This window comes from Rahnella sp. ATs2 (genome assembly GCF_051851855.1).
In the GTDB taxonomy this organism is placed as follows: Bacteria; Pseudomonadota; Gammaproteobacteria; order Enterobacterales; family Enterobacteriaceae; genus Rahnella; species Rahnella variigena.
In genome coordinates this window covers 50,688-71,431 of record NZ_JBLYPL010000022.1, presented here as the reverse complement: position 1 = coordinate 71,431, position 20,744 = coordinate 50,688, and the positions used below count along the sequence as shown (strand labels likewise).

At 51.9% G+C, this 20,744-nt stretch carries 29 protein-coding genes; all 29 read right to left on the bottom strand.

Annotation, left to right across the window (positions count from 1 at the left end):
• Positions 1 to 26: 26 nt before the first annotated feature.
• Positions 27 to 452 (bottom strand): phage tail assembly chaperone, encoded by a 426-nt coding sequence (locus ACJY2G_RS20920; RefSeq protein ID WP_439292091.1) that lies wholly within the window; start codon positions 450 to 452, stop codon positions 27 to 29.
• Between the two features lie 3 nt (positions 453 to 455).
• A complete protein-coding gene (locus ACJY2G_RS20915; RefSeq protein WP_414067228.1) occupies positions 456 to 896 on the bottom strand; it encodes a DUF3277 family protein in 441 nt (146 codons plus the stop codon).
• 9 nt (positions 897 to 905) lie between these two features.
• Positions 906 to 2,396 carry a DUF3383 domain-containing protein gene (locus tag ACJY2G_RS20910; protein ID WP_439292090.1) on the bottom strand — a complete coding sequence of 497 codons (1,491 nt, stop codon included), beginning with the start codon at positions 2,394 to 2,396 and terminating at the stop codon, positions 906 to 908.
• A 3-nt stretch (positions 2,397 to 2,399) separates the two neighbouring features.
• On the bottom strand, positions 2,400 to 2,942 hold the full coding sequence (locus ACJY2G_RS20905) for a phage neck terminator protein (RefSeq protein ID WP_439292089.1): 543 nt from the start codon (positions 2,940 to 2,942) through the stop codon (positions 2,400 to 2,402).
• The gene (locus ACJY2G_RS20900; RefSeq protein ID WP_439292087.1) at positions 2,943 to 3,335 is read right to left on the bottom strand and encodes a head-tail adaptor; all 393 of its coding nucleotides are present in this window, start codon (positions 3,333 to 3,335) and stop codon (positions 2,943 to 2,945) included.
• Entirely contained in the window at positions 3,335 to 3,841 is a 507-nt protein-coding gene (locus tag ACJY2G_RS20895) for a hypothetical protein (protein ID WP_439292086.1), read from the bottom strand. Before ACJY2G_RS20895 ends, ACJY2G_RS20900 begins: the two co-directional genes overlap by 1 nt.
• A complete protein-coding gene (locus ACJY2G_RS20890; protein WP_439292085.1) occupies positions 3,838 to 4,245 on the bottom strand; it encodes a DUF4054 domain-containing protein in 408 nt (135 codons plus the stop codon). The genes ACJY2G_RS20895 and ACJY2G_RS20890 overlap by 4 nt, the downstream gene beginning before the upstream one ends.
• The gene (locus ACJY2G_RS20885) at positions 4,214 to 4,606 is read right to left on the bottom strand and encodes an STY1053 family phage-associated protein (protein ID WP_439292084.1); all 393 of its coding nucleotides are present in this window, start codon (positions 4,604 to 4,606) and stop codon (positions 4,214 to 4,216) included. The genes ACJY2G_RS20890 and ACJY2G_RS20885 overlap by 32 nt, the downstream gene beginning before the upstream one ends.
• Positions 4,607 to 4,646: 40 nt before the next feature.
• Positions 4,647 to 5,594 (bottom strand): DUF2184 domain-containing protein, encoded by a 948-nt coding sequence (locus tag ACJY2G_RS20880; RefSeq protein ID WP_217244401.1) that lies wholly within the window; start codon positions 5,592 to 5,594, stop codon positions 4,647 to 4,649.
• 10 nt (positions 5,595 to 5,604) lie between these two features.
• The gene (locus ACJY2G_RS20875) at positions 5,605 to 6,123 is read right to left on the bottom strand and encodes a structural cement protein Gp24 (RefSeq protein ID WP_439292083.1); all 519 of its coding nucleotides are present in this window, start codon (positions 6,121 to 6,123) and stop codon (positions 5,605 to 5,607) included.
• Positions 6,124 to 6,133: 10 nt separating this feature from the next.
• A complete protein-coding gene (locus tag ACJY2G_RS20870; RefSeq protein ID WP_439292082.1) occupies positions 6,134 to 7,393 on the bottom strand; it encodes a DUF2213 domain-containing protein in 1,260 nt (419 codons plus the stop codon).
• A gap of 262 nt (positions 7,394 to 7,655) precedes the next feature.
• On the bottom strand, positions 7,656 to 8,189 hold the full coding sequence (locus tag ACJY2G_RS20865) for a phage head morphogenesis protein (RefSeq protein WP_439292080.1): 534 nt from the start codon (positions 8,187 to 8,189) through the stop codon (positions 7,656 to 7,658).
• A 70-nt stretch (positions 8,190 to 8,259) separates the two neighbouring features.
• Positions 8,260 to 9,729 carry a DUF1073 domain-containing protein gene (locus tag ACJY2G_RS20860; protein ID WP_439292078.1) on the bottom strand — a complete coding sequence of 490 codons (1,470 nt, stop codon included), beginning with the start codon at positions 9,727 to 9,729 and terminating at the stop codon, positions 8,260 to 8,262.
• A 215-nt stretch (positions 9,730 to 9,944) separates the two neighbouring features.
• On the bottom strand, positions 9,945 to 11,342 hold the full coding sequence (locus ACJY2G_RS20855) for a PBSX family phage terminase large subunit (RefSeq protein ID WP_439292076.1): 1,398 nt from the start codon (positions 11,340 to 11,342) through the stop codon (positions 9,945 to 9,947).
• The gene (locus ACJY2G_RS20850) at positions 11,272 to 12,081 is read right to left on the bottom strand and encodes a hypothetical protein (RefSeq protein ID WP_439292075.1); all 810 of its coding nucleotides are present in this window, start codon (positions 12,079 to 12,081) and stop codon (positions 11,272 to 11,274) included. The genes ACJY2G_RS20855 and ACJY2G_RS20850 overlap by 71 nt, the downstream gene beginning before the upstream one ends.
• 14 nt (positions 12,082 to 12,095) lie before the next feature.
• Positions 12,096 to 12,278: a hypothetical protein gene (locus ACJY2G_RS20845; RefSeq protein ID WP_439292074.1), complete on the bottom strand. Its 183-nt coding sequence runs from the start codon at positions 12,276 to 12,278 to the stop codon at positions 12,096 to 12,098.
• A 104-nt stretch (positions 12,279 to 12,382) separates the two neighbouring features.
• On the bottom strand, positions 12,383 to 12,703 hold the full coding sequence (locus ACJY2G_RS20840) for a GrlR family regulatory protein (RefSeq protein ID WP_439292073.1): 321 nt from the start codon (positions 12,701 to 12,703) through the stop codon (positions 12,383 to 12,385).
• A gap of 103 nt (positions 12,704 to 12,806) precedes the next feature.
• On the bottom strand, positions 12,807 to 13,262 hold the full coding sequence (locus tag ACJY2G_RS20835) for a lysis protein (protein WP_439292072.1): 456 nt from the start codon (positions 13,260 to 13,262) through the stop codon (positions 12,807 to 12,809).
• The gene (locus tag ACJY2G_RS20830) at positions 13,259 to 13,789 is read right to left on the bottom strand and encodes a lysozyme (RefSeq protein ID WP_439292071.1); all 531 of its coding nucleotides are present in this window, start codon (positions 13,787 to 13,789) and stop codon (positions 13,259 to 13,261) included. Before ACJY2G_RS20830 ends, ACJY2G_RS20835 begins: the two co-directional genes overlap by 4 nt.
• 2 nt (positions 13,790 to 13,791) lie before the next feature.
• Positions 13,792 to 14,010: a class II holin family protein gene (locus tag ACJY2G_RS20825; protein WP_439292069.1), complete on the bottom strand. Its 219-nt coding sequence runs from the start codon at positions 14,008 to 14,010 to the stop codon at positions 13,792 to 13,794.
• Positions 14,011 to 14,433: 423 nt separating this feature from the next.
• Complete coding sequence (locus ACJY2G_RS20820) at positions 14,434 to 15,105, bottom strand: bacteriophage antitermination protein Q (protein ID WP_439292068.1); 672 nt, start codon at positions 15,103 to 15,105, stop codon at positions 14,434 to 14,436.
• Positions 15,102 to 15,392 (bottom strand): DUF1364 domain-containing protein, encoded by a 291-nt coding sequence (locus tag ACJY2G_RS20815; RefSeq protein WP_439292067.1) that lies wholly within the window; start codon positions 15,390 to 15,392, stop codon positions 15,102 to 15,104. Before ACJY2G_RS20815 ends, ACJY2G_RS20820 begins: the two co-directional genes overlap by 4 nt.
• Positions 15,389 to 15,985 carry a DUF1367 family protein gene (locus ACJY2G_RS20810; protein ID WP_439292066.1) on the bottom strand — a complete coding sequence of 199 codons (597 nt, stop codon included), beginning with the start codon at positions 15,983 to 15,985 and terminating at the stop codon, positions 15,389 to 15,391. Before ACJY2G_RS20810 ends, ACJY2G_RS20815 begins: the two co-directional genes overlap by 4 nt.
• Before the next feature lie 512 nt (positions 15,986 to 16,497).
• On the bottom strand, positions 16,498 to 17,001 hold the full coding sequence (locus tag ACJY2G_RS20805) for an SAM-dependent methyltransferase (protein WP_439292065.1): 504 nt from the start codon (positions 16,999 to 17,001) through the stop codon (positions 16,498 to 16,500).
• Positions 16,994 to 19,153: a DNA cytosine methyltransferase gene (locus tag ACJY2G_RS20800; protein ID WP_439292064.1), complete on the bottom strand. Its 2,160-nt coding sequence runs from the start codon at positions 19,151 to 19,153 to the stop codon at positions 16,994 to 16,996. The genes ACJY2G_RS20805 and ACJY2G_RS20800 overlap by 8 nt, the downstream gene beginning before the upstream one ends.
• Complete coding sequence (locus tag ACJY2G_RS20795; RefSeq protein WP_439292062.1) at positions 19,150 to 19,332, bottom strand: hypothetical protein; 183 nt, start codon at positions 19,330 to 19,332, stop codon at positions 19,150 to 19,152. Before ACJY2G_RS20795 ends, ACJY2G_RS20800 begins: the two co-directional genes overlap by 4 nt.
• Entirely contained in the window at positions 19,329 to 19,823 is a 495-nt protein-coding gene (locus tag ACJY2G_RS20790; RefSeq protein ID WP_439292061.1) for a hypothetical protein, read from the bottom strand. The genes ACJY2G_RS20795 and ACJY2G_RS20790 overlap by 4 nt, the downstream gene beginning before the upstream one ends.
• Positions 19,820 to 20,242, bottom strand: a complete 423-nt coding sequence (locus tag ACJY2G_RS20785) for a helix-turn-helix transcriptional regulator (protein WP_439292060.1) — start codon at positions 20,240 to 20,242, stop codon at positions 19,820 to 19,822. Before ACJY2G_RS20785 ends, ACJY2G_RS20790 begins: the two co-directional genes overlap by 4 nt.
• A complete protein-coding gene (locus ACJY2G_RS20780; RefSeq protein WP_439292059.1) occupies positions 20,235 to 20,729 on the bottom strand; it encodes a hypothetical protein in 495 nt (164 codons plus the stop codon). The genes ACJY2G_RS20785 and ACJY2G_RS20780 overlap by 8 nt, the downstream gene beginning before the upstream one ends.
• Between the last annotated feature and the right edge of the window lie 15 nt (positions 20,730 to 20,744).

Here is a 20,744-nt window from a genome sequence, read left to right as displayed (position 1 = left end):
CAGATTATCCGGTAATGAGTTAAGCGTTATGTCTCCGGAGGTTTGTCCGTCGGCGCTGTAGGGAGTTCTCGCAAAAAATTTCCCAGCGAGTCGCCTACCACGCGACCGACGATTTGCAGCATTTCCAGCATGTCCATATCGTCGAACGCGAGCACGCCGTCCTGAAATACCGGTACCCATCCCTTCGCGTGCTTACGGTAGGTTACCGTCAGACAGGGGAAGATCACCGCGTTGGCGTCGTCTTCACTCAGGTCTGAAAGTGACTGTGCAATCTTCGGCAGCACCTTTTCCATGATGCTGGCAGCGTCCTTTTTTGCCACCAGCGCCTTAATGCCCTGGAAGTCAGAGAGCATGCCGGACAGCACCGGCAGCAGTTTGCGGGACACTTTAAACTGGTCGAACACGCTCAGTTTGCGGATTTGATACGTATTGCCTTTGATATCGAATTCCATCGATTAAAACTCCCCTAACAGTTCATCCACTTTGCCGCCGTCAAACACCCACGCCACCGTGCCGCCATCTTTGGCGTTAGCGAAATCGGGTTGTTTCTGGAAGGCTGAGGAACGGATGGTGACCAAGTCACCGGATGCGGAGTTGCGGACAACAAATACGTTGTTACCCCACAGTGCAGACGACTGGCTTTGCGCGTTGTACGCCAAAGACAGCTTTTTATTCACCGGCGACGTTTTGAGCAGGGTCACGGTAACAGTACCTGCTTTACCCGCATGAAGGCTGTGCATGACTTCGCCATCAGCGCCCACCGTCATGGTGTTCTTCGCTTCGGCCATTGCAACGGTGATCCCTTCCTCGGCATTGGCGGCACCATAGCCCAGATCAATAATGCCGGTCGGGCCAGTCATGGATGCCGAAACATCCATAAAGGAATAAGTAGGCATTTTTTATCCTTATCGAACGACGTCGATTAAAACATCAGCAAAATGAACAGCGCCAGCAAGCTTGCAGGCAACCTGAATGACCGGTGCCTTACGGGCTTCACGATCCGCCTGTGCCTGAGTGGAGAGTGGCGCAGCATAAACGTAATAGCCTTTTGTTAGTGTGTCGCCGGGGCTAAGTTGTCCGATTGAACCACCATTCCAGAGACCAGGCGCAACGAGTCCATTTGTCACAGACTGGTCCATTGACTGTTCAACATTGGTCAGCAAGCGTGTCACCCCGGCTTCTGTTTGTGGGATTTTAGTGGTCGATGTGTAAAGCAGGTTCCAGAGATTGTTCTGCACATAATTCTGCAACCAATCGAGTCCGTGGCGTTCATCAAAGAAGTCACCATTCGCCATAACACCTTCCTGAATGATCGCGGTGTCATTGGCATAGCGGACGAAAACGTTGCAGTTTTTGGCTTGCAGGGTATCAGCCTGCTGCGCGGTAACCGTCTCGGCGGTGATGCCTGGCTCCTGCTTAAACTTCAGCGTGATGGTGGTGTTATTTCCGAGGAAGTTCACGGTAAACGCCCGACCGAACGCTGATGCCGCTGCATAGTTGACCTGACTGTACTGGACGAATGAGCGCCCATAGCCTGCTGCTTTAACTTTGCTGGCGATGTCGGTAGTGCTCGTTGCGTCGAGGACAGCTGCCGCGTTTGTAGTGATACCGTAAATCCGTGAGTCGCTGGCCGCACCAATTAGCGAAGAGACGTCGAGATGGTCCTGGTCCGTCATGGCTGGGTCTGAAATTAGCAGTCCATACCAGTCTGCTGAGTAATTCAGAGCAGTGTTCACTGATGGCAACGGTGAGGAGGATGCTGCCAGGCCGTCTACTACAGTCGGATTATGTGCAGCATCGATGCCAAGCAATGACGCTATATCGGTGCCAGTACCGGCCGCTGTCGGAATGCCGATTTTGGACGTTGCGCCAGTAGTCGCTGAGGTCACCGTAAACTGATTTGATCCAGCCACCCACGCAACCACCGTTCCGGTAAGTTTGGCCTGCAGTACTGTAGCAACGCCCGCTAAATTGGTCACCGCAGAGAGGTCAATGGCGGTGATTGTTTTAACGGTTCCGTCCACCGAGATTTTGATCGCACCATCACTCACGGCGGTAAAGTTAGCCAGGGTCTGTTCGGTTGAAGTCAGTACAGCGCCCGTTAATTTCCCTGCTGTCGCGGCCGTCGTCTGGCGTTCCATTTTGCCGATATACAGGTCCAGCGGTTGCGGAGACTGTTGGAAATATAGTAATGCAGCCTTATATTCCTCAGCGGCAGTGCCAAAGTCTGTGCCCACGCTTTCGATATCGTTGTAGAGGCGCATCACCTCCGGCGCAAGAATGACGTCAGACGGGCCAAGGATCAGCAACGCCCCAAAGTCTCGTCCCTGCGCGGCTCTCAGCGCGAGCGAAACCTGCACGCGTACAACGCGTGATACAGATAAGCCGTTAGGCATAGGTTAGTCTCCGAAAAATTGTACTTGGGTCGAAAGGAAGGTTTTGATGCCGTAGGTGCGGGTGACTTTCCTGCGCAACTGAACGGTCAGGTCATATCGACGAACCCACTGGTTATTAATGAGTTCAGGAAGACTCAGAACCCGGCCACACTGCTTAAATGTCAGACCCACTCTTTTCAACTCATCATTATTTTGAGAAACGAAAAGTCCATCCCTGAACTGGGTGGCAGTCGCCATACCCAGAGGACCGTAAAAACACGTCAGAATATCGACGGTTTCATGCGACCACTGTTCGGCACTTTCATCTGACTGGACATAGGCTGGATTAGCATCTTCGGGCACGGTTGTAACGCCGAAGGCGCACCAGGTGGTGCCGTTCTTCGGTATCTGGATTTGCGGGTCAGTCCAGCGCGGATAAACCAGATTTTTATCAAGTCCGGTCAGCCCGCGTATCCAGCGACTGATTTCGCGTTCGAGTTCCTGATCGTAGGTCGGTGCGTCACCAATCGGCGTTAGATATCCGGGTGAGGTGCTATCGTTGCTCACTTAACCACCCTCCTGCCCCATGAGTTCACAGTGTGCCTGAACGAATCCAGCGCCATAACGTGTGTAGGGATCGACAAACGTCACCCGGTATAGATTTCCGCTGTAAATAACCAGATCTGCATCAAGATTAGGACCATCGTTAACGCTTTTGCTGCCTTGCGTAAGCCGGAACTGCGTGATGATGAGAATGGCCCCGTTGATGTTTTGCCCGGCGGCCATTCGCTTTGCCTCGAGTGCGCGGTCGATGGTAACTACGCCGGAGAATGGGATCTCCTCGGTAGTATTTACTGGGAAATTGTCATCATCCGTCACCTGATTCTGTCGATGACATACCAGAGAAAAGTCGGCAAAATCCGGATCCATCAACACTTCTGAAACATCAAGAAGCGGCATTATTTGCTCCTTACTACGTGCGTGATCGAGCGCAGAAGGTAGCCATGCGCATAGAGAGGCTTATCGCCAGGAATACCCTGCTCACGGCGTTTTTCTTTGGTTTTTTCTGACAAGGGATGCAGTTGATCACCTGAGGAAATAACTGCTTTTGCGCCGTCGCTGGCGACAATTCCCGCGCGTTCAAGCTCTTTCATTGCTGATTCTGAATTCCCTTCAAGCGCTGCAATTGCGGCAGCTTTAAGGTATTCAATCGTGCGCGGCTTGGTGTTCTCAATCCCCATATCCAAAAAAGGGCGTGGCGGGAGGGTCACGGTAACGCCGTCGAGTTGAATGGTGGCACCAGTGGACTGGAGGTATCCGATCTCGGCGTTATTCAGCTTTGCACCGTCTTCACGCTCCGCTTTATCAGCAGGTATCCCGACCAGCACATCCATTCCGCTGAGTTTTTTTAGCGATTCCAGAATGGAAGCCGCATTATCGACCCTGACCGTCAGCCCTGATTTCATAGCAGTTGCCTCCCGCCAGCGCCGGCCATCTCCCACCACCAGTAAAACTCACGTCCGTACCCGGTGTTATTCCAGAATCCGGCGTCGGGATCGATAATCCCCGACACGTCGTAACTGGCGCTGACTTTGTCCACAGATTTGGAGCTCAGGACGCCTCCACCGCCAGAATTAACGCCCCCCAAAGCTGCGCCAGCCAACGCACGTCCGCGCAATTCGGTGTAATGTGCGGTAAATAACTCCACAAGATAAACGAACTGCGAACCGAAAATGTCCTGATTTAGAAGATTATCAGCCTGGGTGAGGTAAAAATTTACTGATACATCCGTGTAGCGGGTTTTGTCAGCGAACTCGGGGAAGTCAGTGCGGAACTGATCACTTGTTGGAAGAAGACTGTTTTTTGGCATTGCCAGTCTCCTGTTCTGCATCAGGTTGCGCCTCTTCGGCTTTGGCCTCTTCCGGCTGTGCACTGGCCTGTGCATTGGTGAGCAGGACCACCTGCGCTTTCAGGTCGGTGATTTCGCCGTCTTTGGTCACCACCTGCGCTTTCAGGTCGGTGATTTCGCCTTCCAGCACACTAACTTTCTGGGTTAGATCAGCGTCAGAATTCAGCCTTTCCAGCTCAGAATCATCGACAGCTTTTGCGTGAGCTCCAAAAGCCCAGTGATCCGAAATGTTTTTATCAAAGCTGTAGATGCCAGGCGTCAACTCAACCTGAGAGCCGTCAGCAAACCGCAGTACCGCCGAGGAAGATACGAGATATTTCATAGTGTTTTCCATGAATGGCGGGGTTTCCCCCGCGAATTTATCAGGATACCGGAACGTCCAGGTATGCAATGGTGTTGCCGTATGGCGCTTCGATCTGACCAAGACGCCCGTAATAGGTGGTCAACTGATAAATACCGCGATATTCCAGCGGAGTATTCAGCAGCGGCACCAGCGGGAAGCGGATGTATTTCTCATCCTGCGTGTAGGCCACGACGCGATGTGCACCAGCAGAGCCGCGTTTACTGGCCCATTTCATGGAGACGATTTCCAGCGGTTCGCCGTTTTCCTGGAACGCGATACAGTTAATCTTCACGTATTCCAGAACAGAGATATTCCCCGCGGAGGACACTTTTTTGCTGGACAGCAGGCCAAACAGCTCAGGCGCCATGCCTACCTTACGCGGGCACATTGCATAACCAGAAGATAACCAGGCAGAAGTCAGCAACAGATTGATGTCCTGCACGATGACATCGGGGTCGGTTGTCGCCGTCCATGCGGCTGCCGCAGCAACAGGCACAACTTGAGCCAGATTCAGAAGACCGGTGATGCCAAGATCGGTATCGCCGATATAAACCTGCTCATCGATATCCATGTTCCATTTAAGTTGCATGGCGTCGTATTTCTGGGCATCTACTGGGCGCCCAAGCTGCTGGGCAGAGGCAAGCTCTGGCAGCGTCCAACCGAGCTCCATCCCCCAAAGAGTGAGGGGTTGCGGCGTTTTCTCAATCAGAAGGTTGGTAGTTGCTATGGCAGTAGAGTTTTTTCCGATCCAGTTTTTACCGTTCGGATTCACCCCACCTGCTGCCGCAAGGTCGGTATTTGTGAATGACGAAATTTCGTCAGCGATGGATACATCACTTCGCAGTGGCATATCGCGGGACCACTTATAGGAAACAAGTGGCAGGTTCAGCGTCTGGTCAAGACGTTCCAGCTCACCAACGAGGAACGCGCCAGCCGCATCAATGGTGGCTCTATCAATAGTAAACATTCAGTGTTCCTTAAATGTTGTAAGCAATTTCAATGTGACCCAAACCAGCGCCAGCGATGCCATCTCCCGGCCCCATGACTTTCGCAAGGGTGAGTTCCGGCGTGTTATCTGCAGTTGCATCAGGCGTCAGAACAAACGAACCCAAAGGACTGGCGGAGGTTGCACCCGCAACGCGCACGTAAACCTTCGCGCCTTTTACTGCCGCGGTTGCCTGCGCCTGAGGAACGCTGACGCAGATATAGCCACGCGCCAGGCGGTCACCGGTTACACCTGCCTGAACGCCAAGATAAGCAATATCAGCCTGTGACTGCGTCGGATAAGGGCGGATCAGGATACCTGCCACCACATCAACGGTGTCACCAGCTTCAAGCGGTACAAATTTGTTACCGCTCCATTTGCCGGCGTAGCCGTATTTAGTGAATACCTTCGTACTATCAAGAATGACCGGCTCAGCGGTCAGATCCTGCAGACGAGTTACAGCACCGGAAATGCCAAGGGGCATCCGGGTTACATAAGCATTTCCAGCCATGGGGGTTACCTTATTGGTTGCGTTTCCAGAAATCGGCGTTGATTTTATTCAGATCAGAAGGGGTCACCGGACCACGTGCGCCGTCGCCGGTTCGTTTGCCCGGGTTGAGCGGTGCAATATGATTTTTTGCCTTGTTCAGCGTTACGGCAGCAGCAAAGACAGCGTCAACAGTAGCTTTTGGTGCCTTGGTGAAGTCAGACACGCCGAAACCTTTAAGGCTGTCACCGGTGCGCACGGCATGATTCAGTACCTGGCGCTTCAGGCCTTTGTCGCCGGTCGGATTGAATCCAGGAGAGAGAATTTCGGCATCAGCGATAATGTTGCGCTTGTAAGCAGCATCAGCCGTTACCTTCTTATCTTCTTCCACGTCTTCATCAGTCGTTGGCATGTCTTCTGGATCAGAATCGGTTGTTTTACCTTCCAGCTTATCCAGTCGTGCAATCAGCGCCTGCGCCCATGCAGGGACTTCTTCATCAGTGGTTTTTTCAGGGTCGGTCTTATCGTCCACCGTGGTTTTGTTTTCCGCCGGCAGCGATGTAGCCTGCGCGGGGGTGTTCATGTTGATGGTTACGCCGGGGATCGAACTCATACCATCAGATGGCATCTCCGGCGCTTCATCGATGAGTTGCTGCAATGCAGCTTCATCTTTCGTTTTGATGGCCGTAGCCAGTTTTTTCAGCCATGACATTGCTGGCTTCTCCTTTTTTACAGGTATGGATGGGGCAGAATCCCCGATAGCACAACGAACACCCGCCCGGCCTTTTTCGATACCAACGGCCAGATGGTTTCCGGTGATTTGATATTGTTTACCTTTGCCGGGCGCCAGCTGTTTATAGAGCGCGTCGTAACCGCAACTCACATCAGTAAGGCCAGCATTGATGGCGTCGATAGCCTCTTGTCGCTTAACCAGAACGTCGGCCAGCAGCAAATTCGATTTGTCGCCAGTACCGCGTCTGACGTTTTGGATATGCCCGTGGGCCAGTTCGGCGTAGTTGCCAGGGTTAACAAAAAGAATGCCTCCGTCGCCGTCCTCCGGATGCCCCAGGGTGACGGCCACACCTTCGAAGCTCGCCATAGTTTCGGGAGAAAAGACCTCATCCTCCAGGCGGTAAATCGTCACCGTTCCGCTGGCGTCAGCCTCGAGGTCTATCTCTTCGGGTAAATAAATTTGCGTCCCTGTGCGCGCTATCGGTACGTCCTTGCACAGCAGCGAACCGTCCGCCTGTAAAAATCGTGTTTCCCCAAGTCGGGTGGTGAAGAAGTATTTCATTTGTCACCTGCTGAATTGCGGGCATAAAAATGGCCGCCGGATGGCAGCCAGGTGAATACTGATATTTGCCCAGATAACAGGCTATTTAACATAAGGGTCATTAACCGCCCTGCGAGATCGGCACTCGCTCGCTGAACGCGATCAAAGGCTTAAAATTGGCGTTCAAATCCACAAAAATGACCGCATTTTGAAAACAACATTTTGTTAACAATTAACGGGTATTGCAGTTCATGCGAATAAGGCTGACTAACCCTTATTTTTACTATTTACCGGCCGCAGGGACATCAACCTCGGACCAGCATTTGCAGTTAGGCAAGCATCCAGCGTGTCCGGTCAATCCGTCGAGCGTCGGCGGGTTGTCCCATCGCACAAACTTATTGCGCATTCTAAGGTGTGATGGTCGCGTTCCTGCACCTTCAATGCGCCACCAATACCCCTCAGAGCCAATGGATAAAGCTCGGGCCTGCGTTAAAGCACCCGTAGCCCGTCCAACTTCCGTCCGCGCAATCATCTTCGCCCGGCTGGCAGCTACATCACCGGACTGCATGATCATGTCGTAAAGCGCATCAGGCCGTTCGCCGTTAATAACCGCCTGTATGGCGCGATCCTGAATGTCTTTAACCCGGCCCGCAGCTTCCAGCGGCAGCGACTTCATCAGCTGGATTTGCCGGTACACGATGTCCTGCGTAACCTGTCCCACGGGAGAATTGCCCATTACGTCGCGCAACCCTTCGGATATTTGCTCAGACACTGATCGCCATTGGTTCCACTCCTCCCGCTCAACCTGCAGAAACATCTTCTGCGCGACCTGCGTGGACCAGTCACTGATCACCTGAGAGTAATCGATAAGATGCCCGGAAATGGTGTCAGCGCTTGCCTGAGAACCATCGTAAGAGCCAGTTACTATCTCGTTTATTTGGCTGACTATCCCCAGTAGGCTTTTCTGATACTGGATCTCCGAACGTCGGCGGAGCGCCGGTTTCAGATTCAGGCTCCTCCCACTGCGACTTCGCATCTTCAATATCCTTGTCAGTAATAGAACCCCCGATGCCGATCACATCCGCCATGTTGCGCAGGTCACTCAGCGCAGCAGCGGGAGACATGCCAATATCACGAACCGCCGTCGCCAGCGCGGTCGTGACGTTGCTGGCCATTGTCGCCCGATCTGTGTCCGACATTTCCCAGAGTTTATTAAAGTCGAAAGTGAAATCTTCCGGCAAAGGTTCACCAAACAGCGAACGCCAGGAAATATCGAGCAACCAGCGAATGGACCGACGCAAGCGCCGTTCCTGCAGTGAGTTTACGCGGCTGTAGTAGTTCTCTAGGTCACCGTCGCCGGTGCTGAATCCTGAGGGTGACTGACCAAACAAGCGAACCAGCGGAATTCCCGTCGCCCCTGAGACCTGCTCAGCGAATCGCAGAATGACGTCGGCGATACCAGCAAATGAATAGCTGTGCGTCTGGAATTCGTCACCCTTATCCATGATCGTCATCCCTTCGATGGTCTGGAACTCGCGGATCATGTCCATGTGCTTGATCAATCCTGCTTCCATATCACCACCAGTCGCGAGAATTTTTCGTAATCCCTCGATGCTGTAAGTGCGCAGATGCGCCTTGTGGATCAACTGTGTTGTACCGACTGTTGCAGTGTCAAAAGCCTGAATGCGCTCAAAGATGCGCTCCACAACTGACATTCCCCAGCCGTTCTCCGTCTGTGCCTGCTGGAATGGCAACGAATCGCCCTCCATGCGCACCAGCCGGGAATGGTGGATTTTCCACGGCGGAATGCCCTGCTGATTGGTCACCACTTTATAGAATTTTGGTTTTCCGAAGTCCGGGCCGTAGTCCGTGATCAGATCGTAATAGCTCGGATTAACCATCCAGCGGTCGAACACCATCAGCCCTCTAAACTGCCCCTCTTTGATGCGGTCGAGATTGAGCGGAGTGCTCATGTCCTGACCTTCAATGAGAACCACCAACAGAGCGCCACCATAAAGCCGCGACCACTTCAGTGTGTTATTCACCTCGTCCCAAACGGCAATGTCATCCCAGAAGGTTTCAAATTTTCCCTTCTGGCCGGGTTTAAGCTTTGAGCTGATGTTAATGCCTTTGCGTGTCATATCATCAGCCATTGCGTCTACGCCTGCGCCCACCAGGAACGATGAGCGATAGGCAAACTCGAGCTGAACACGGTTACGGGAGATGTAACCAGGCTGGTAACTGCCACCGGTCTGAATGTTGGCAGTATTCCCACCAAGTTTAGCCGTGAAATTATTGTACCCGTCAGCCGTGCGTACGGGTTTCTGTACGCCAGAACGGCGATTTTTACGGGCCATGTATTACTCGCTATTTTTATGAAATTGAACGGTATTTAACATAATGGTTCTTAAGCGCCCCAGCGGAAGCAGCCACATTGAAATGTCGCCTCTTAAGGCGTATTTATCGCTGTTAAGCCTAGTGAAAGGGTCAAAACGGGTTGCATAAAAGGTGCATAAAACGTGGGTGATTTTGCATAGCCAAATATTCGGGCGAACAGGCCATTTCTACTAATTTACTGTCCCAACTTTCCCCAGACTTCCATCGAACTGTCTAAAGGCGCGAAAGCCATAATGAATGCGTCCGCAATGTTGGGTGACGGCACGTCACGTTTCGCCAGGTCTTTTTTGGTTTCTACCATCACGCGACCGTTTTTATCAAAATCACGCTTCGGTGTTGAAAGCTCATACTTCAATTTGTCGAGATGAGGACAGTCACCATCAATACTCAACAGCTCGTCCACGGGAAATTTCTCACCGTGGGTCACCGCGTTGTATGTATTGCGCAGCCTGTCAGCCACCATCCACCAGGCCTGAGCCTTTAGATTGGCGAAGAAATCCTGATTAGTGATATCCGGCTGATACTCGTCATCCGGCTCATGCACGCCAGCGCCAGCATTAAACTTTGAAAAGGATATGGACTGAGCGTTGTACGGGTTTTCCTTCTTTCGCTCCTCGTTTATTTCAGCGAACTTGGAGCCAGAAGATGCGCCAACGCCGATTGAGTCATAAACGATCTCAGCACCGCGTTCGGCTGCTGCCTGATAAGTGCGTTTGCAGCTCTTCATCAGCTCATCCTCTTTAGCCTTCCACTCGTCAGCCCAGTAAGCCACCGAGCCGTGGCGGTAGACGTTGGCGCACTTGTCCGCGCCGCTGTCAGCAACGTCAAACCCGATACGCTTACGGCCGCTCGGTGCAAACCCCAGTTTTTTATGCGCATCTATCGCCGCTTCAACCCATGAAAGCTTGATGATCGCCTGATCATCATCGGTGCGAGGGACGCCGAGGTATACATGTTCGAACACTTCAGGATCACGCTGCTTTGCTGCCGCAATGACGTTTAGCATGGTTTTACTTAGGAAGCCGTTCTCGTCGTAATTAATCTTTCTGACGATGGTGTCAGCGGGGGGATCAACGACAAAGTTTCGCCAGACAAAATCCGTGACCAGTGTTGGGTTAAAGATGAACCAGCATTCAGACCCCTCTTTACGGATTGTTGGCTCCAGAATCTCCCACTGAGCCTCGGTAATGCCGTGGGCCTCTTCGTTCCAGAGCACATCAATGCTCTCCAGAGATTTAATCTCACTGACGTGGCGCCACAGCCCGTAAAACATAAATTCACTACCGGTAAAACGGTTGATGATTTTATTGTCGAGGATACGGAAGCGGTGCCTGAGTCCGAAGCGCTCAATCTGAATTTTCAGCAGAGCATAAACAGACTCATCGATTTTATTCTGGATCTGGCGTGTGCAGAGAAAACGCAGTTTGTACTTATCCGCGAGAAAAATTGCCATTCCGGCAGCATCCCACGACTTACTCGAAGCGCGGCCACCGTAAAGCACCTTATTCCTCGCCTTGGTTGTCCAAAACGGCCTCAGCGCCGGATTCAGGGACGGGCGTTGGGTTGTCAGCATAGAAATCATCCAGACCGCCAGAGGCGTCATTATTCGGATCGCCGAGTTCGAGTTTAAGACGATCGACTTCGAGCCCCACTTTCTCCGCCGCTATCACACGATAATTTGTGTCGGCGAATACCTTGCGGATTGTTGCGGTGGTGCCCTCTATCGACTCAATTCGAACGGTATTGCGCATCATGGCTTTGTCAGCCGAGCTGATTTTTTCAAGCAGCCCTTTTATCTCGTCGGGATTGGCGTCTTCAAGTTCAGTTTTCCAGCGCCCGATATTTTCCGAGGCGACCAGGTTGCTGGCGCGCAAGCGAAAGAGTTCGTCGTCGAGCGTAAGCGCCTTTGCATCCTCTATCACCTCGTCACTCAATAACAGGCGCCGGGCGTAGCCGCCGTGCTTGAGGGAGAGCTGATTATTCGGTTTGAAGGCGTTAACCGGTGGATCGGTACGCGAGCCTCGAATCGGTTTCGTATTTTCAGGGGGCCGACTTCCCCCCGCTGCGTTCTTTTCCGAATCGTCAGAAGTGGCGCGCTTTTCCGTGGTACGCACAGTTTTTTTTTGCGTACCGCTTTTGCGTACCTGCGTACCTTTTTGCGTACCTTTCTTTTCAGTGCGTACCCATCCGTGCTTTTTGGCGCGCTTTCTTATCGCCCCTTCACTGATGCCGTAAATATCAGCCAAATCACGAAGAGAAAGTTGTCCGGCGCAGTAATCACGTTCAAGGCCGCTTTCCTCGGGATTTGTCATACCCCCTCCGGAGTTTATTTAACGAACGTCACTTTCGTGGTGATCAGTCGGCGAATGAGTCGAGCAGCTTCACGCTCCATATCAGCGACCGTTTCCGGTGTTGCCGCCTTCCATCGGTATTTGTGTTCAATCTCAGAAAAAACAGAGTTCACATCAGCAGTAGATGGAGGGAAAATTTCAAGGTTGAGCTTTGACATGGATCCTCTTAAGGCTTTGCTGCACATTGGACTGAGCGCGCATAACACTCACTACGATGGGCATAAAAAAACCGCCCGTAGGCGGTTATAATTTTGTAGGTAAGTTATATCAAATTACCAATATGCTTGGCTCGGACGACAAGCTGTGCCTGTGGCGCCTCATTCACAGAACCTTTCAGGTTATAGCCGCCATCAACCTCTTCCAATACCAAATTAATTGTGTAGCGATTTAAGCCAGGAATAACATTTGTTGCCCGAGCATCGTGCTGGGTGACATGTAAATCAAGCACATTACCATGCACTTTACCCTGATATGTAAATCCGAAATCCCCACCATTAATGGCTCCATCCTTCGCTACAACAGTGCCATTCCCTACATCATTATGATTGCTGCTAAATACAACATAATAAATACCGTCTTTCATGGTGATCCCTTGAAGTTATAACGATGGCGCCAGAATTGTTCTTGCGCATTTGGGTTATTGGGACTATTTCAAGAGCATTCAATATATTTCAAAATAAAACATATTATTTTTGACATTGATCACGCACGTATTGTTGGATGCCGGTCAATTGCTTGTTAATGGTTTCGATTCGCCCTCTGAGGGTGAAATAATCCCGTTGAGCGGCGTCAGTAAGTCTGGCGCGGGTGCCATCATCCAGGCTGGTGGTGCCGGGCGATTTGTCGGTGTGCGAGCAGGTTGCGTTAAGTTGCAGCCGCTTACGACCAGCAGAAACATCACCCCGCAGCTTTTCAATAGTGGCTTTAGCATCTGCCAGTTCTCCAGTGTATTTCGCATCAAGGGCAGCAACATCGCGCTGTCGCACCTGCATGTCGTTAATCGTATCTTGCCGCTGTTGTGCAAGCGACGCTGCTTTATCAGCCCGGGCGCTTTGTTTATTAACCTCACCCAGCAGGATGTAAACCAGCATCGCCGAGAGCAAGAGTTCCACGCCAACAATAATCCATGCTCTCATTGTCATTTATCCAGCCCCCAGCACGTCAGTTCGCTTTCCTGATCACGCCTGATGACCTGACCCGCGCAGTTGTTCGCCCGAATTCGGCAATCTTTCCCACCGTCCCAGATCCAGCGTTTAATCTCTGCGCATGCTCCGAGGCGATCACCAGCGTTAATTTTGCGGTAGAACATCGAAGGGAAGCATTTCCCCGGGCCGATGTTCCAAGGGCAGAAGGAAGCGATACCGACTTTCTGGGGAGGAGTGAGTGGAACGTGAATGTTTTTATCAACCCACGCCAGCGCCTTGGCTTGCTCGGCTTTGTCGATAGCATCGCACTGTGACCGCGTTAGCTTCATGCCTTTAAGTACAGGCTTGCCATTCACATACGTCACGCCGCCGCAGATTGTCCAGACGCCGCCTTGATCAGGGTAGGCAATGAGGCTTGTACCTTCTTTCTCATCCTGAAATTGACCCATCAGAGCCGGGGCCGAGGCGCCAGCAGCAATCAGCGCCAGCATTGCGGCACTGAGTTTTGTTTTCAGACTTGCCATGCTCAGTCCTCGTCACGACGCACCATGTTGTGTTTTCGGTCCCAGATTTTGAAACCGACATTAATCAGGCAAGTAATCAGGGCGAAGAAAAGACCGCCAAGAACGCCGATAGCTGTCCACTGCTCGGGGCTGAATGAATTCAACAGACTGTAAAGCCAGAAGCCTGCGTTTGAACCAGCCGCCCCGTAAGCAATTCCGGTCGTTAATTTGTCCATTCTCATAGCTCCACCTCCAACATCTAAGTTGGCTGTGCTTAGTCATAAAAAAGGCCACGCAAATGCGCAGCCTGAAATTTTTTGCCACTTTTCGCAGTGGCCGCACCCATGCCATTGGGTGTTCTGTCGCTCCTCGCCGCTAATAACCGGTGCGCGTATGGCTAGCGTGCTGCTTTACCGGTATGCCTTCTTCTTTAATAACCCTCACCAGCGCATATTGCAGTTCGGGCCTGCATCTGGCTCCCTCTATGGGGACTCGGGACAGTATCACTACTACTGTGTTGGCTGACGCCTGCGATCTTTCCGTTTACTGATGCATTTTTCTATCCTCCAGAAACGCAAAAACCCGCACATCGGCGGGTTCATACAATTTTGGCAAGATACCAAAGTAGACTTAAATATCGCTCAATTTGTTCGGTTTTGCAAGAACTACTCAATAACTTCTTCGAAAACGCTCCCTTCTTTAACTTTTATGACTTGAATTAATGAAACGTTATCCAGCTCCGAAACAGCCAATTTAAGCCCCTTCCAGTGCGGGCTGTAGACCTCACACCATGTTGAGCGTGAAATAGCCATCAGGGTTGCCAGCGCCGCGCCAGCGTACTCCTTGTAAGACTCGTTTTTATTCTTTGCCGCCACATCCTGAACCGCCAGCCAAACCAAAGAGATCAGCCGCTTTTTTGTTTTCGCCAGCAGCCCGGCGGGAAGGTTATTCTGATACGCCAGCCAAACGGCCTCACAGATGTTTTTCTGATGCTCAAAATTTAGGTCAAATCCGTAGCAATATCTGATCCATGAATTCTGGTGCGCCGGTAACGCATTCACAGCACGGCGCCAGGCACAGGATGCAAACTCGAATTCCTTCATCGGTGGCGAAGGCCGGACGCGACTGCGAGTCTCGAGTGCGTAAGTCGGCGAACGCTCAGAGCGAACCTGCTTACCCTCCAATTGCACTTTATGAATGTGCTGGCGCGGATAGTGATTTTTATCGGCCGGCGGGTGTTCACTGAATGCCTCGAGCTGCCCTTTTGTTCCTCCTGAGAGATCCATTAATGCCGCGGTCAGTTCAATTCGTGCGTATTGCAGCAGCTGCGTATTCATTTAATGATCCCCTCATCTCTCAAAATCTGCTGTGTGCGCATTACGCCCTCGGCGTGCCAGAGACGCAAAGTATCGTAATCCAAATCTGACTTTGTTCGCCCGTCGCAGATGTCGTGGCATGCACTGCACGCCCACGCGGCCTGTTCATCGTGTGGCTTACAGCCGGTTCCGCACGTTCCGGCCAGGCGGTAATGCGCCAGTACCGTGGTTTCGGGGTTTCCGTTGCATACGCCAATAATTCGGATCTGGCATTCGCGCCCGCGCGCCGCTTTGGTTAATTTGCTCATGCGGCGTAGCTCATTAGCTGGCTTGCAGCATTCTCAGCGGCTTCGGGGGAGCTGAAGGTTTTATTGAGGATCCACGTCCAGAGGGTATTCAGTGTGGCTTTATAGAGTTCTGCGAACTCTGTCTCGTCCATTTTTGCGAATGAAATCGAGACAGGTTCTTTCGCAGTCACGCCGTTTGGCATTACCAGTTCGGTGTAATACCCCGATTCAATAGTGGTCCAGCGACGGAATGCATCGAACGACTTAATCAACGTCACTCGGTCAGCACGCTGGGCGCGTACTTTATTGAGGTATCCGATTGCCAGCGAGTTGAGCGTTTCACCATGTCCGGCAAATTCTGTCAGATGATTAACGTAGCCGCGAATGAGAGATTTCTCTTCCGGTGATATAGCGCCGCCGGTCGGTGTCCAATATTCAAAACCCAGATTGAGGAGGGAGAAGTAAAGGCGGTGAAATTTTGGGTTGCGTGATTTTTTAAACTCAGACGTGAGCACATCACCGAGTTTGATTTTTGAATGCACGAAATCTCTGGTATCCGGATTGGCGGGTATCAGAGTGTCGTTGGATGCTTTGATAAATGCTAATTGCGCCATTTCTCACCTCTTCGCGAGTAATGGCACAGCAGAAAACGGGGCGTCAGTTGTTCAGGCTGACTTTAGGATTATACCGTGACTGATTGATTTTGGTTAATCATTTTCGGGAGGAATTACCTGGTATCCTGCAAACTCGGCAATCTCTAAAAATGCCTGTAGGGATTGAACGTGCTGATCATCTCTGAGTATTTCTGCGTCGGCAATATCACCACCGGTCATCTGAAGGAGCACTCGTCCACTTTCGGGGAGTGTGAATTTAACTCCGTTGATTATTAAGTGATTTATCATCGCTACCTCTTTTTAAAGACATTCCAGGTCCCGAGGTAACCATATCTGTGCAGGATGTAACCAACACGGATCGGCTTTCTGAGTGTCAGGGCCAGCAATCGATACTGTATATAAACACAGTAATTTTTAAGGACTCTTTTTTCAAGTTTAATTTGGTTTGGCCGCGCAAAAATAAGAAAAAGGCCACCTGAATGATGGCCCTGAAATTGCTTTTTCACAGTTGATTATTTTGCCTGTGATGCTAAACCCTCCTTCAAAAACAGGATCCAGTGAGTTTTGTCGCCTTTACCGGTGCGCTGCCAAATTGTTGGCTTCTGGTCCGTCAGTGCGATTACCTGGGCAACGGGGACCTGCGTTTCGTTCCACTTGAAAACCAATGTGCCGTGTGGACGCAACACGCGAAAAGCTTCGGCGAACCCAGCCCGGAGGTCATCACGCCAGTTCTCTTTGTCCAACTGCCCGTACTTTTTACGCATCCAGCCTTTGAGCCCAGCGCGGCGAAGATGTGGCGGATCGAATATCACTTGGTCAAACTGACCATCATTGAATTGCAGCCGCCGGAAGTCGCCAAGCATGTCCGGCTTAATCTCCAGTTTTCTCCCATCAGACAACACATGCAATTCGCTTCGGGCATCAAGATACACAGCGCGCGGGTCCTGTTTGTTCATCCAGAACATCCGGGATCCGCAGCACATATCGAGGATTGGTTTGCTGGTTGCCTCAGTCATGGAGTAACCCCTTAACGTTAGCCTTAACGAGTGCACAGGCCTCTGTGGGGCAAACTGAATTACCACAGCGCGCTACCTGGTCTTTCTGGGATATCTTTTCCCCGTCTGGACCGCGATCGATAATGTAGTCAGCCGGGAATCCCTGCGCGTTATACAGTTCTCGCGGGGTAAGCATACGCATACCGATATCGACGATCTGATAATCGACCCCCTCAACCGTGACCAGACCGAACCGGTCATTGGTTGTGACGGTGTGCAAGGGCTCGTTCAGGCTGACGCCTTCTTTTTCATTGCCGTAATACTTGAGCAGAAAAGCCCGCACCTCGCCGATGTGCAGGCCGCCGGCCGTAATGGTCGGGGCTGGTTCGGTGACTGGCTGGCCGTCCTTGCAGGTGCCGCGAAGTTTGATGAGGTTGGAGGTAACCAACGCATGGTGATCGGTAGTAGTGACGGTGTGCACCGGTGCATCCATCGAGGCGCCAGCCCCGGTGTAATTACCGCCGAAGTGTTTTGCGAGGAACGCGGTGCATAACTGGCTTTTACCGCCACCGCCCGCAGTGATAGTGCCGTTTGGTTCATCAGCTGCGTGACCGACGCTGTTGCCAAACTGGCGGGCGATCACTGGTGCCACCAGAAGATGTTCTGCTTTGCTGGTTACAGTGGTCAGCGGTTTGCCAGCTTCATATGCCATGCGATCACCACCGAAACCGGTCTGGCCGATTCGGGCAATGACTGGTGTTATAAGTGCGGAATGTGACTCTTTCATCACCGTGTGAAGCGGGATATCAGCTGCACGCGGTTTCCCCTGATATTCGGAACCACCAGCGCCAGCAATGAAAGGTAACAGAGTTGCCTCAACCATTCCCAGCGCATGCCCATTTCCACCAGGGCGTATTGAACTCCCAGCAGTGATCGTCGGAAGTGGTTCATCGCATTCTTGCCCGGTTGCGCCTGTGCGGAATTTGGTGATGTGCGGTGTGACGAGTGCGTAGCCGTGGGTTTTGGTAATAGTCTGTAATGGCTCATCCAAAGGTTGTCCACGGAAGCAGTTGTAAACTGATTTGGTACTGGTGTGATTACACTTCACGATGAACGGCGTGGGATTATCAATCACGAATCGCTGGATACCACGCGCAATACGTTTCAGTGTGTTTTCGGCCAGCGGTTTTTTGCGCTCGAAAATGCTCGGGCACGGGATTGACCAGTCGATGCATTCGGCAGCTGTGCGCCAGGGTTTCAAATTTCCAGCCGGGAACTCGGCGGATTTCGGATCGCCATATTCAGCCTCAGGCCAAACCACAGAGTGACCATCAGCGCGGGCAATGACGTACAGGCGTTTCCTGATAGTTGGAGCCCCAGACATATAGGCTTTGCGCTCACGGTAATCGACGTTGTACCCCAGCCCGCCAATCAGCTGCGTAGCTTCGGGGCCGTCAATATCGATTTTTAAAAATTCACAACACTCAGCGAGAGCCGGGTGATCGGCCCGAATACCTGCGCCCAGCATGCTGATGAATGCCTGAAATGTTTCCCCCTTGCGTTCAGGGTCAGGGAAGGCTTTTCCATCACGATAAATAAGCGGGCCCCATGTTTTGAATTCTTCGACGTTTTCCAACATCAAGACTTTGGGGTGCGTAGCAAGTGCCCAGCGGATAACAACCCATGCAAGGCCGCGCACCTCTTTTTTAACTGGTGTGCTGCCTTTTGCTTTTGAAAAATGGCGACAATCTGGAGAAAACCATCCAAGGAGAACGGGCAGGCCGCCGGTAGACACGACAGGATCCACACTGAAAATATCCTCAGGGTAGTGAAGCGTCTCAGGATGGTTCATCTTGTGCATTGCCATGGCCGCTTTGTTGTGGTTCATCGCTATATGGGGCGCATAACCCAAAGCTTGCTTGATGCCCTCGCAACTACCGCCGCCGCCAGCAAACCCAACCACTACCAGCCCGTCCTGAATATCAGGATGCGCATCGATGATCGCCTGGCGTCGCGCCCATTGGTGGGCAGTTTTTTGAATATCAGCAGGTTTGAACCGGTTTAAAAACATGCGGTTCATTTTTGCCAGTAAAATTTGCTGCTGTTCGCCTGTCATTGAATGCACAGGAAAAACCGACGATGCACAATGCATCACTTCAGTAGGCCAGATCATCGGCGTTCTCCCTGCTCTGAATTTTTCTGACCGGTAACCTGCTCCCAAGCCTTATCCATAAACTCACGGCTGAAATCCATTTCAGGTGCCTGAACGAAAGCGATATACGCTTCTTCCTGGCAGTTGGTGCAGTACCCGGACCGAATAGCACAACCGCAGTTTTCGCAGTGTTTGCTCATGGAGCCTCCGGTTTCGGGGCGGCGGCAACCATGGCGGCCCAGCACAATTTCGCGCGATGAGCAGCCTGACTGCATCCGCTCATGGCTTTGTACTCTTCCCATACATCACTTGGGCTGAAGAACTTATCAGGCTCGGATTCAAAGCCATTCACGACCATATGTTCTGTCGGCTCAATCGGAACAAGTGCATAACCTTCAGGAATTACTGATGCACTTTCCCCCCCACGTGCCTGAGAGAAGTAGCCGAGGCCTGAATCGGTAAAACTGATCCGGACCTTTTCAGGGTCTCCCTTTTTGACTTCGCCGCCGGAAAAGCAAGCAACAAAACCAGTCCCATATTTTTCTGCATCTTCCTGTGCATTAAGGACCATTACCGCCAGTTCAATTGCCTGCAGGTAGTTTTCCTGCGAGATCGTTATGTCGCCGTTGGCGGCTTTACCTTTCAGAAATTCGAGCAGCTCCTGTGCTTTCTCAAGGGTTAGCTTTTTCATGCTTTGCTCTCCGCTGCCAAGTGACGCATGATTTCGGATTCGGTCGGCAAAGGCGCTCCCGCGCACTTCATGAAGAGTGACTTGCGGGCCGGAGTGCCGCGCTTGAGCAGATGGTTTACGGAGTCTTCAGACATGCAGAGTGCTCGAGCAATTTCCCGATCGGTTTTCCCTGAGAGGTGGAGCTGATAGATCCCCATCGTGACCCGCTTCCCGTAGGAAATTCGGTTGCCGATTTTCACAACCACACCGCTTGCTTTAGCGGCTTCGGTAACCGGTACCGGTTTAACTGCAGGGGTTGCAGGTACGCGGCTGCGTGCCCGCGCGGCGCAATTCCAGCGGTCGATGAATGTTGCTGTGTAATCGCAACCGTCATCCTGCAGCGGACGAACTTCCTGAATCAGATTGTTGGTATCAGACATGGCGCACCGCCTGGGCATTTTGGCGCTGTAGGGAACGAATTGTGGTGCGGAGTTTTTTCAGCCGTTTGGCGTTGGCTTCATGCTTGCGGATCTGTTTGGTCAGATATTCAGGCGTCGGGATATTTAGCGTTAGGAAATCATCAGCTCCCCAGATTACCTTCGGTAGCTCGGTGGTTTCTGTAGCTGGTTGCTCAGCGACTGGTGCCGGTATCACTTCAGCTTTACTGGCACTGGCCATTTTCACCAGACGAGGTTTGGCCGATTTTTTGGTTTTTGCTGGCGCAGCTGTTTCAGGAGAATAATCACGGCCTTTCTCGGTGATTGAGTAAAACCCATTCAGACATATCACATTTCCAGTTTTGACCTGGTTATTCAGCATCGCCACTGCGATCCCTGGTTCCAGCCCCAGAGAATCCGCAACTAGCAGAGCTGTTGCCTTCCCTGTTTCCTGCAGTTCATTCAGTATTTTTTCAACGGTCGTGCTCATTGGTCATACCTCGCT

Coding starts and splice junctions, on each gene's coding strand:
- ACJY2G_RS20820 (WP_439292068.1), bottom strand. CDS start 15,105: ATGAATACGCAGCTGCTGCAATACGCACGAATTGAACTGACCGCGGCA.
- ACJY2G_RS20780 (WP_439292059.1), bottom strand. CDS start 20,729: ATGAGCACGACCGTTGAAAAAATACTGAATGAACTGCAGGAAACAGGG.
- ACJY2G_RS20800 (WP_439292064.1), bottom strand. CDS start 19,153: ATGATCTGGCCTACTGAAGTGATGCATTGTGCATCGTCGGTTTTTCCT.
- ACJY2G_RS20890 (WP_439292085.1), bottom strand. CDS start 4,245: ATGCCAAAAAACAGTCTTCTTCCAACAAGTGATCAGTTCCGCACTGAC.
- ACJY2G_RS20840 (WP_439292073.1), bottom strand. CDS start 12,703: ATGAAAGACGGTATTTATTATGTTGTATTTAGCAGCAATCATAATGAT.
- ACJY2G_RS20910 (WP_439292090.1), bottom strand. CDS start 2,396: ATGCCTAACGGCTTATCTGTATCACGCGTTGTACGCGTGCAGGTTTCG.
- ACJY2G_RS20845 (WP_439292074.1), bottom strand. CDS start 12,278: ATGTCAAAGCTCAACCTTGAAATTTTCCCTCCATCTACTGCTGATGTG.
- ACJY2G_RS20850 (WP_439292075.1), bottom strand. CDS start 12,081: ATGACAAATCCCGAGGAAAGCGGCCTTGAACGTGATTACTGCGCCGGA.
- ACJY2G_RS20885 (WP_439292084.1), bottom strand. CDS start 4,606: ATGAAATATCTCGTATCTTCCTCGGCGGTACTGCGGTTTGCTGACGGC.
- ACJY2G_RS20860 (WP_439292078.1), bottom strand. CDS start 9,729: ATGGCCCGTAAAAATCGCCGTTCTGGCGTACAGAAACCCGTACGCACG.
- ACJY2G_RS20825 (WP_439292069.1), bottom strand. CDS start 14,010: ATGAGAATGGACAAATTAACGACCGGAATTGCTTACGGGGCGGCTGGT.
- ACJY2G_RS20785 (WP_439292060.1), bottom strand. CDS start 20,242: ATGTCTGATACCAACAATCTGATTCAGGAAGTTCGTCCGCTGCAGGAT.
- ACJY2G_RS20795 (WP_439292062.1), bottom strand. CDS start 19,332: ATGAGCAAACACTGCGAAAACTGCGGTTGTGCTATTCGGTCCGGGTAC.
- ACJY2G_RS20790 (WP_439292061.1), bottom strand. CDS start 19,823: ATGAAAAAGCTAACCCTTGAGAAAGCACAGGAGCTGCTCGAATTTCTG.
- ACJY2G_RS20865 (WP_439292080.1), bottom strand. CDS start 8,189: ATGTTTCTGCAGGTTGAGCGGGAGGAGTGGAACCAATGGCGATCAGTG.
- ACJY2G_RS20875 (WP_439292083.1), bottom strand. CDS start 6,123: ATGGCTGGAAATGCTTATGTAACCCGGATGCCCCTTGGCATTTCCGGT.
- ACJY2G_RS20830 (WP_439292071.1), bottom strand. CDS start 13,789: ATGGCAAGTCTGAAAACAAAACTCAGTGCCGCAATGCTGGCGCTGATT.
- ACJY2G_RS20920 (WP_439292091.1), bottom strand. CDS start 452: ATGGAATTCGATATCAAAGGCAATACGTATCAAATCCGCAAACTGAGC.
- ACJY2G_RS20815 (WP_439292067.1), bottom strand. CDS start 15,392: ATGAGCAAATTAACCAAAGCGGCGCGCGGGCGCGAATGCCAGATCCGA.
- ACJY2G_RS20855 (WP_439292076.1), bottom strand. CDS start 11,342: ATGCTGACAACCCAACGCCCGTCCCTGAATCCGGCGCTGAGGCCGTTT.
- ACJY2G_RS20870 (WP_439292082.1), bottom strand. CDS start 7,393: ATGAAATACTTCTTCACCACCCGACTTGGGGAAACACGATTTTTACAG.
- ACJY2G_RS20835 (WP_439292072.1), bottom strand. CDS start 13,262: ATGACAATGAGAGCATGGATTATTGTTGGCGTGGAACTCTTGCTCTCG.
- ACJY2G_RS20900 (WP_439292087.1), bottom strand. CDS start 3,335: ATGCCGCTTCTTGATGTTTCAGAAGTGTTGATGGATCCGGATTTTGCC.
- ACJY2G_RS20880 (WP_217244401.1), bottom strand. CDS start 5,594: ATGTTTACTATTGATAGAGCCACCATTGATGCGGCTGGCGCGTTCCTC.
- ACJY2G_RS20895 (WP_439292086.1), bottom strand. CDS start 3,841: ATGAAATCAGGGCTGACGGTCAGGGTCGATAATGCGGCTTCCATTCTG.
- ACJY2G_RS20915 (WP_414067228.1), bottom strand. CDS start 896: ATGCCTACTTATTCCTTTATGGATGTTTCGGCATCCATGACTGGCCCG.
- ACJY2G_RS20810 (WP_439292066.1), bottom strand. CDS start 15,985: ATGGCGCAATTAGCATTTATCAAAGCATCCAACGACACTCTGATACCC.
- ACJY2G_RS20805 (WP_439292065.1), bottom strand. CDS start 17,001: ATGACTGAGGCAACCAGCAAACCAATCCTCGATATGTGCTGCGGATCC.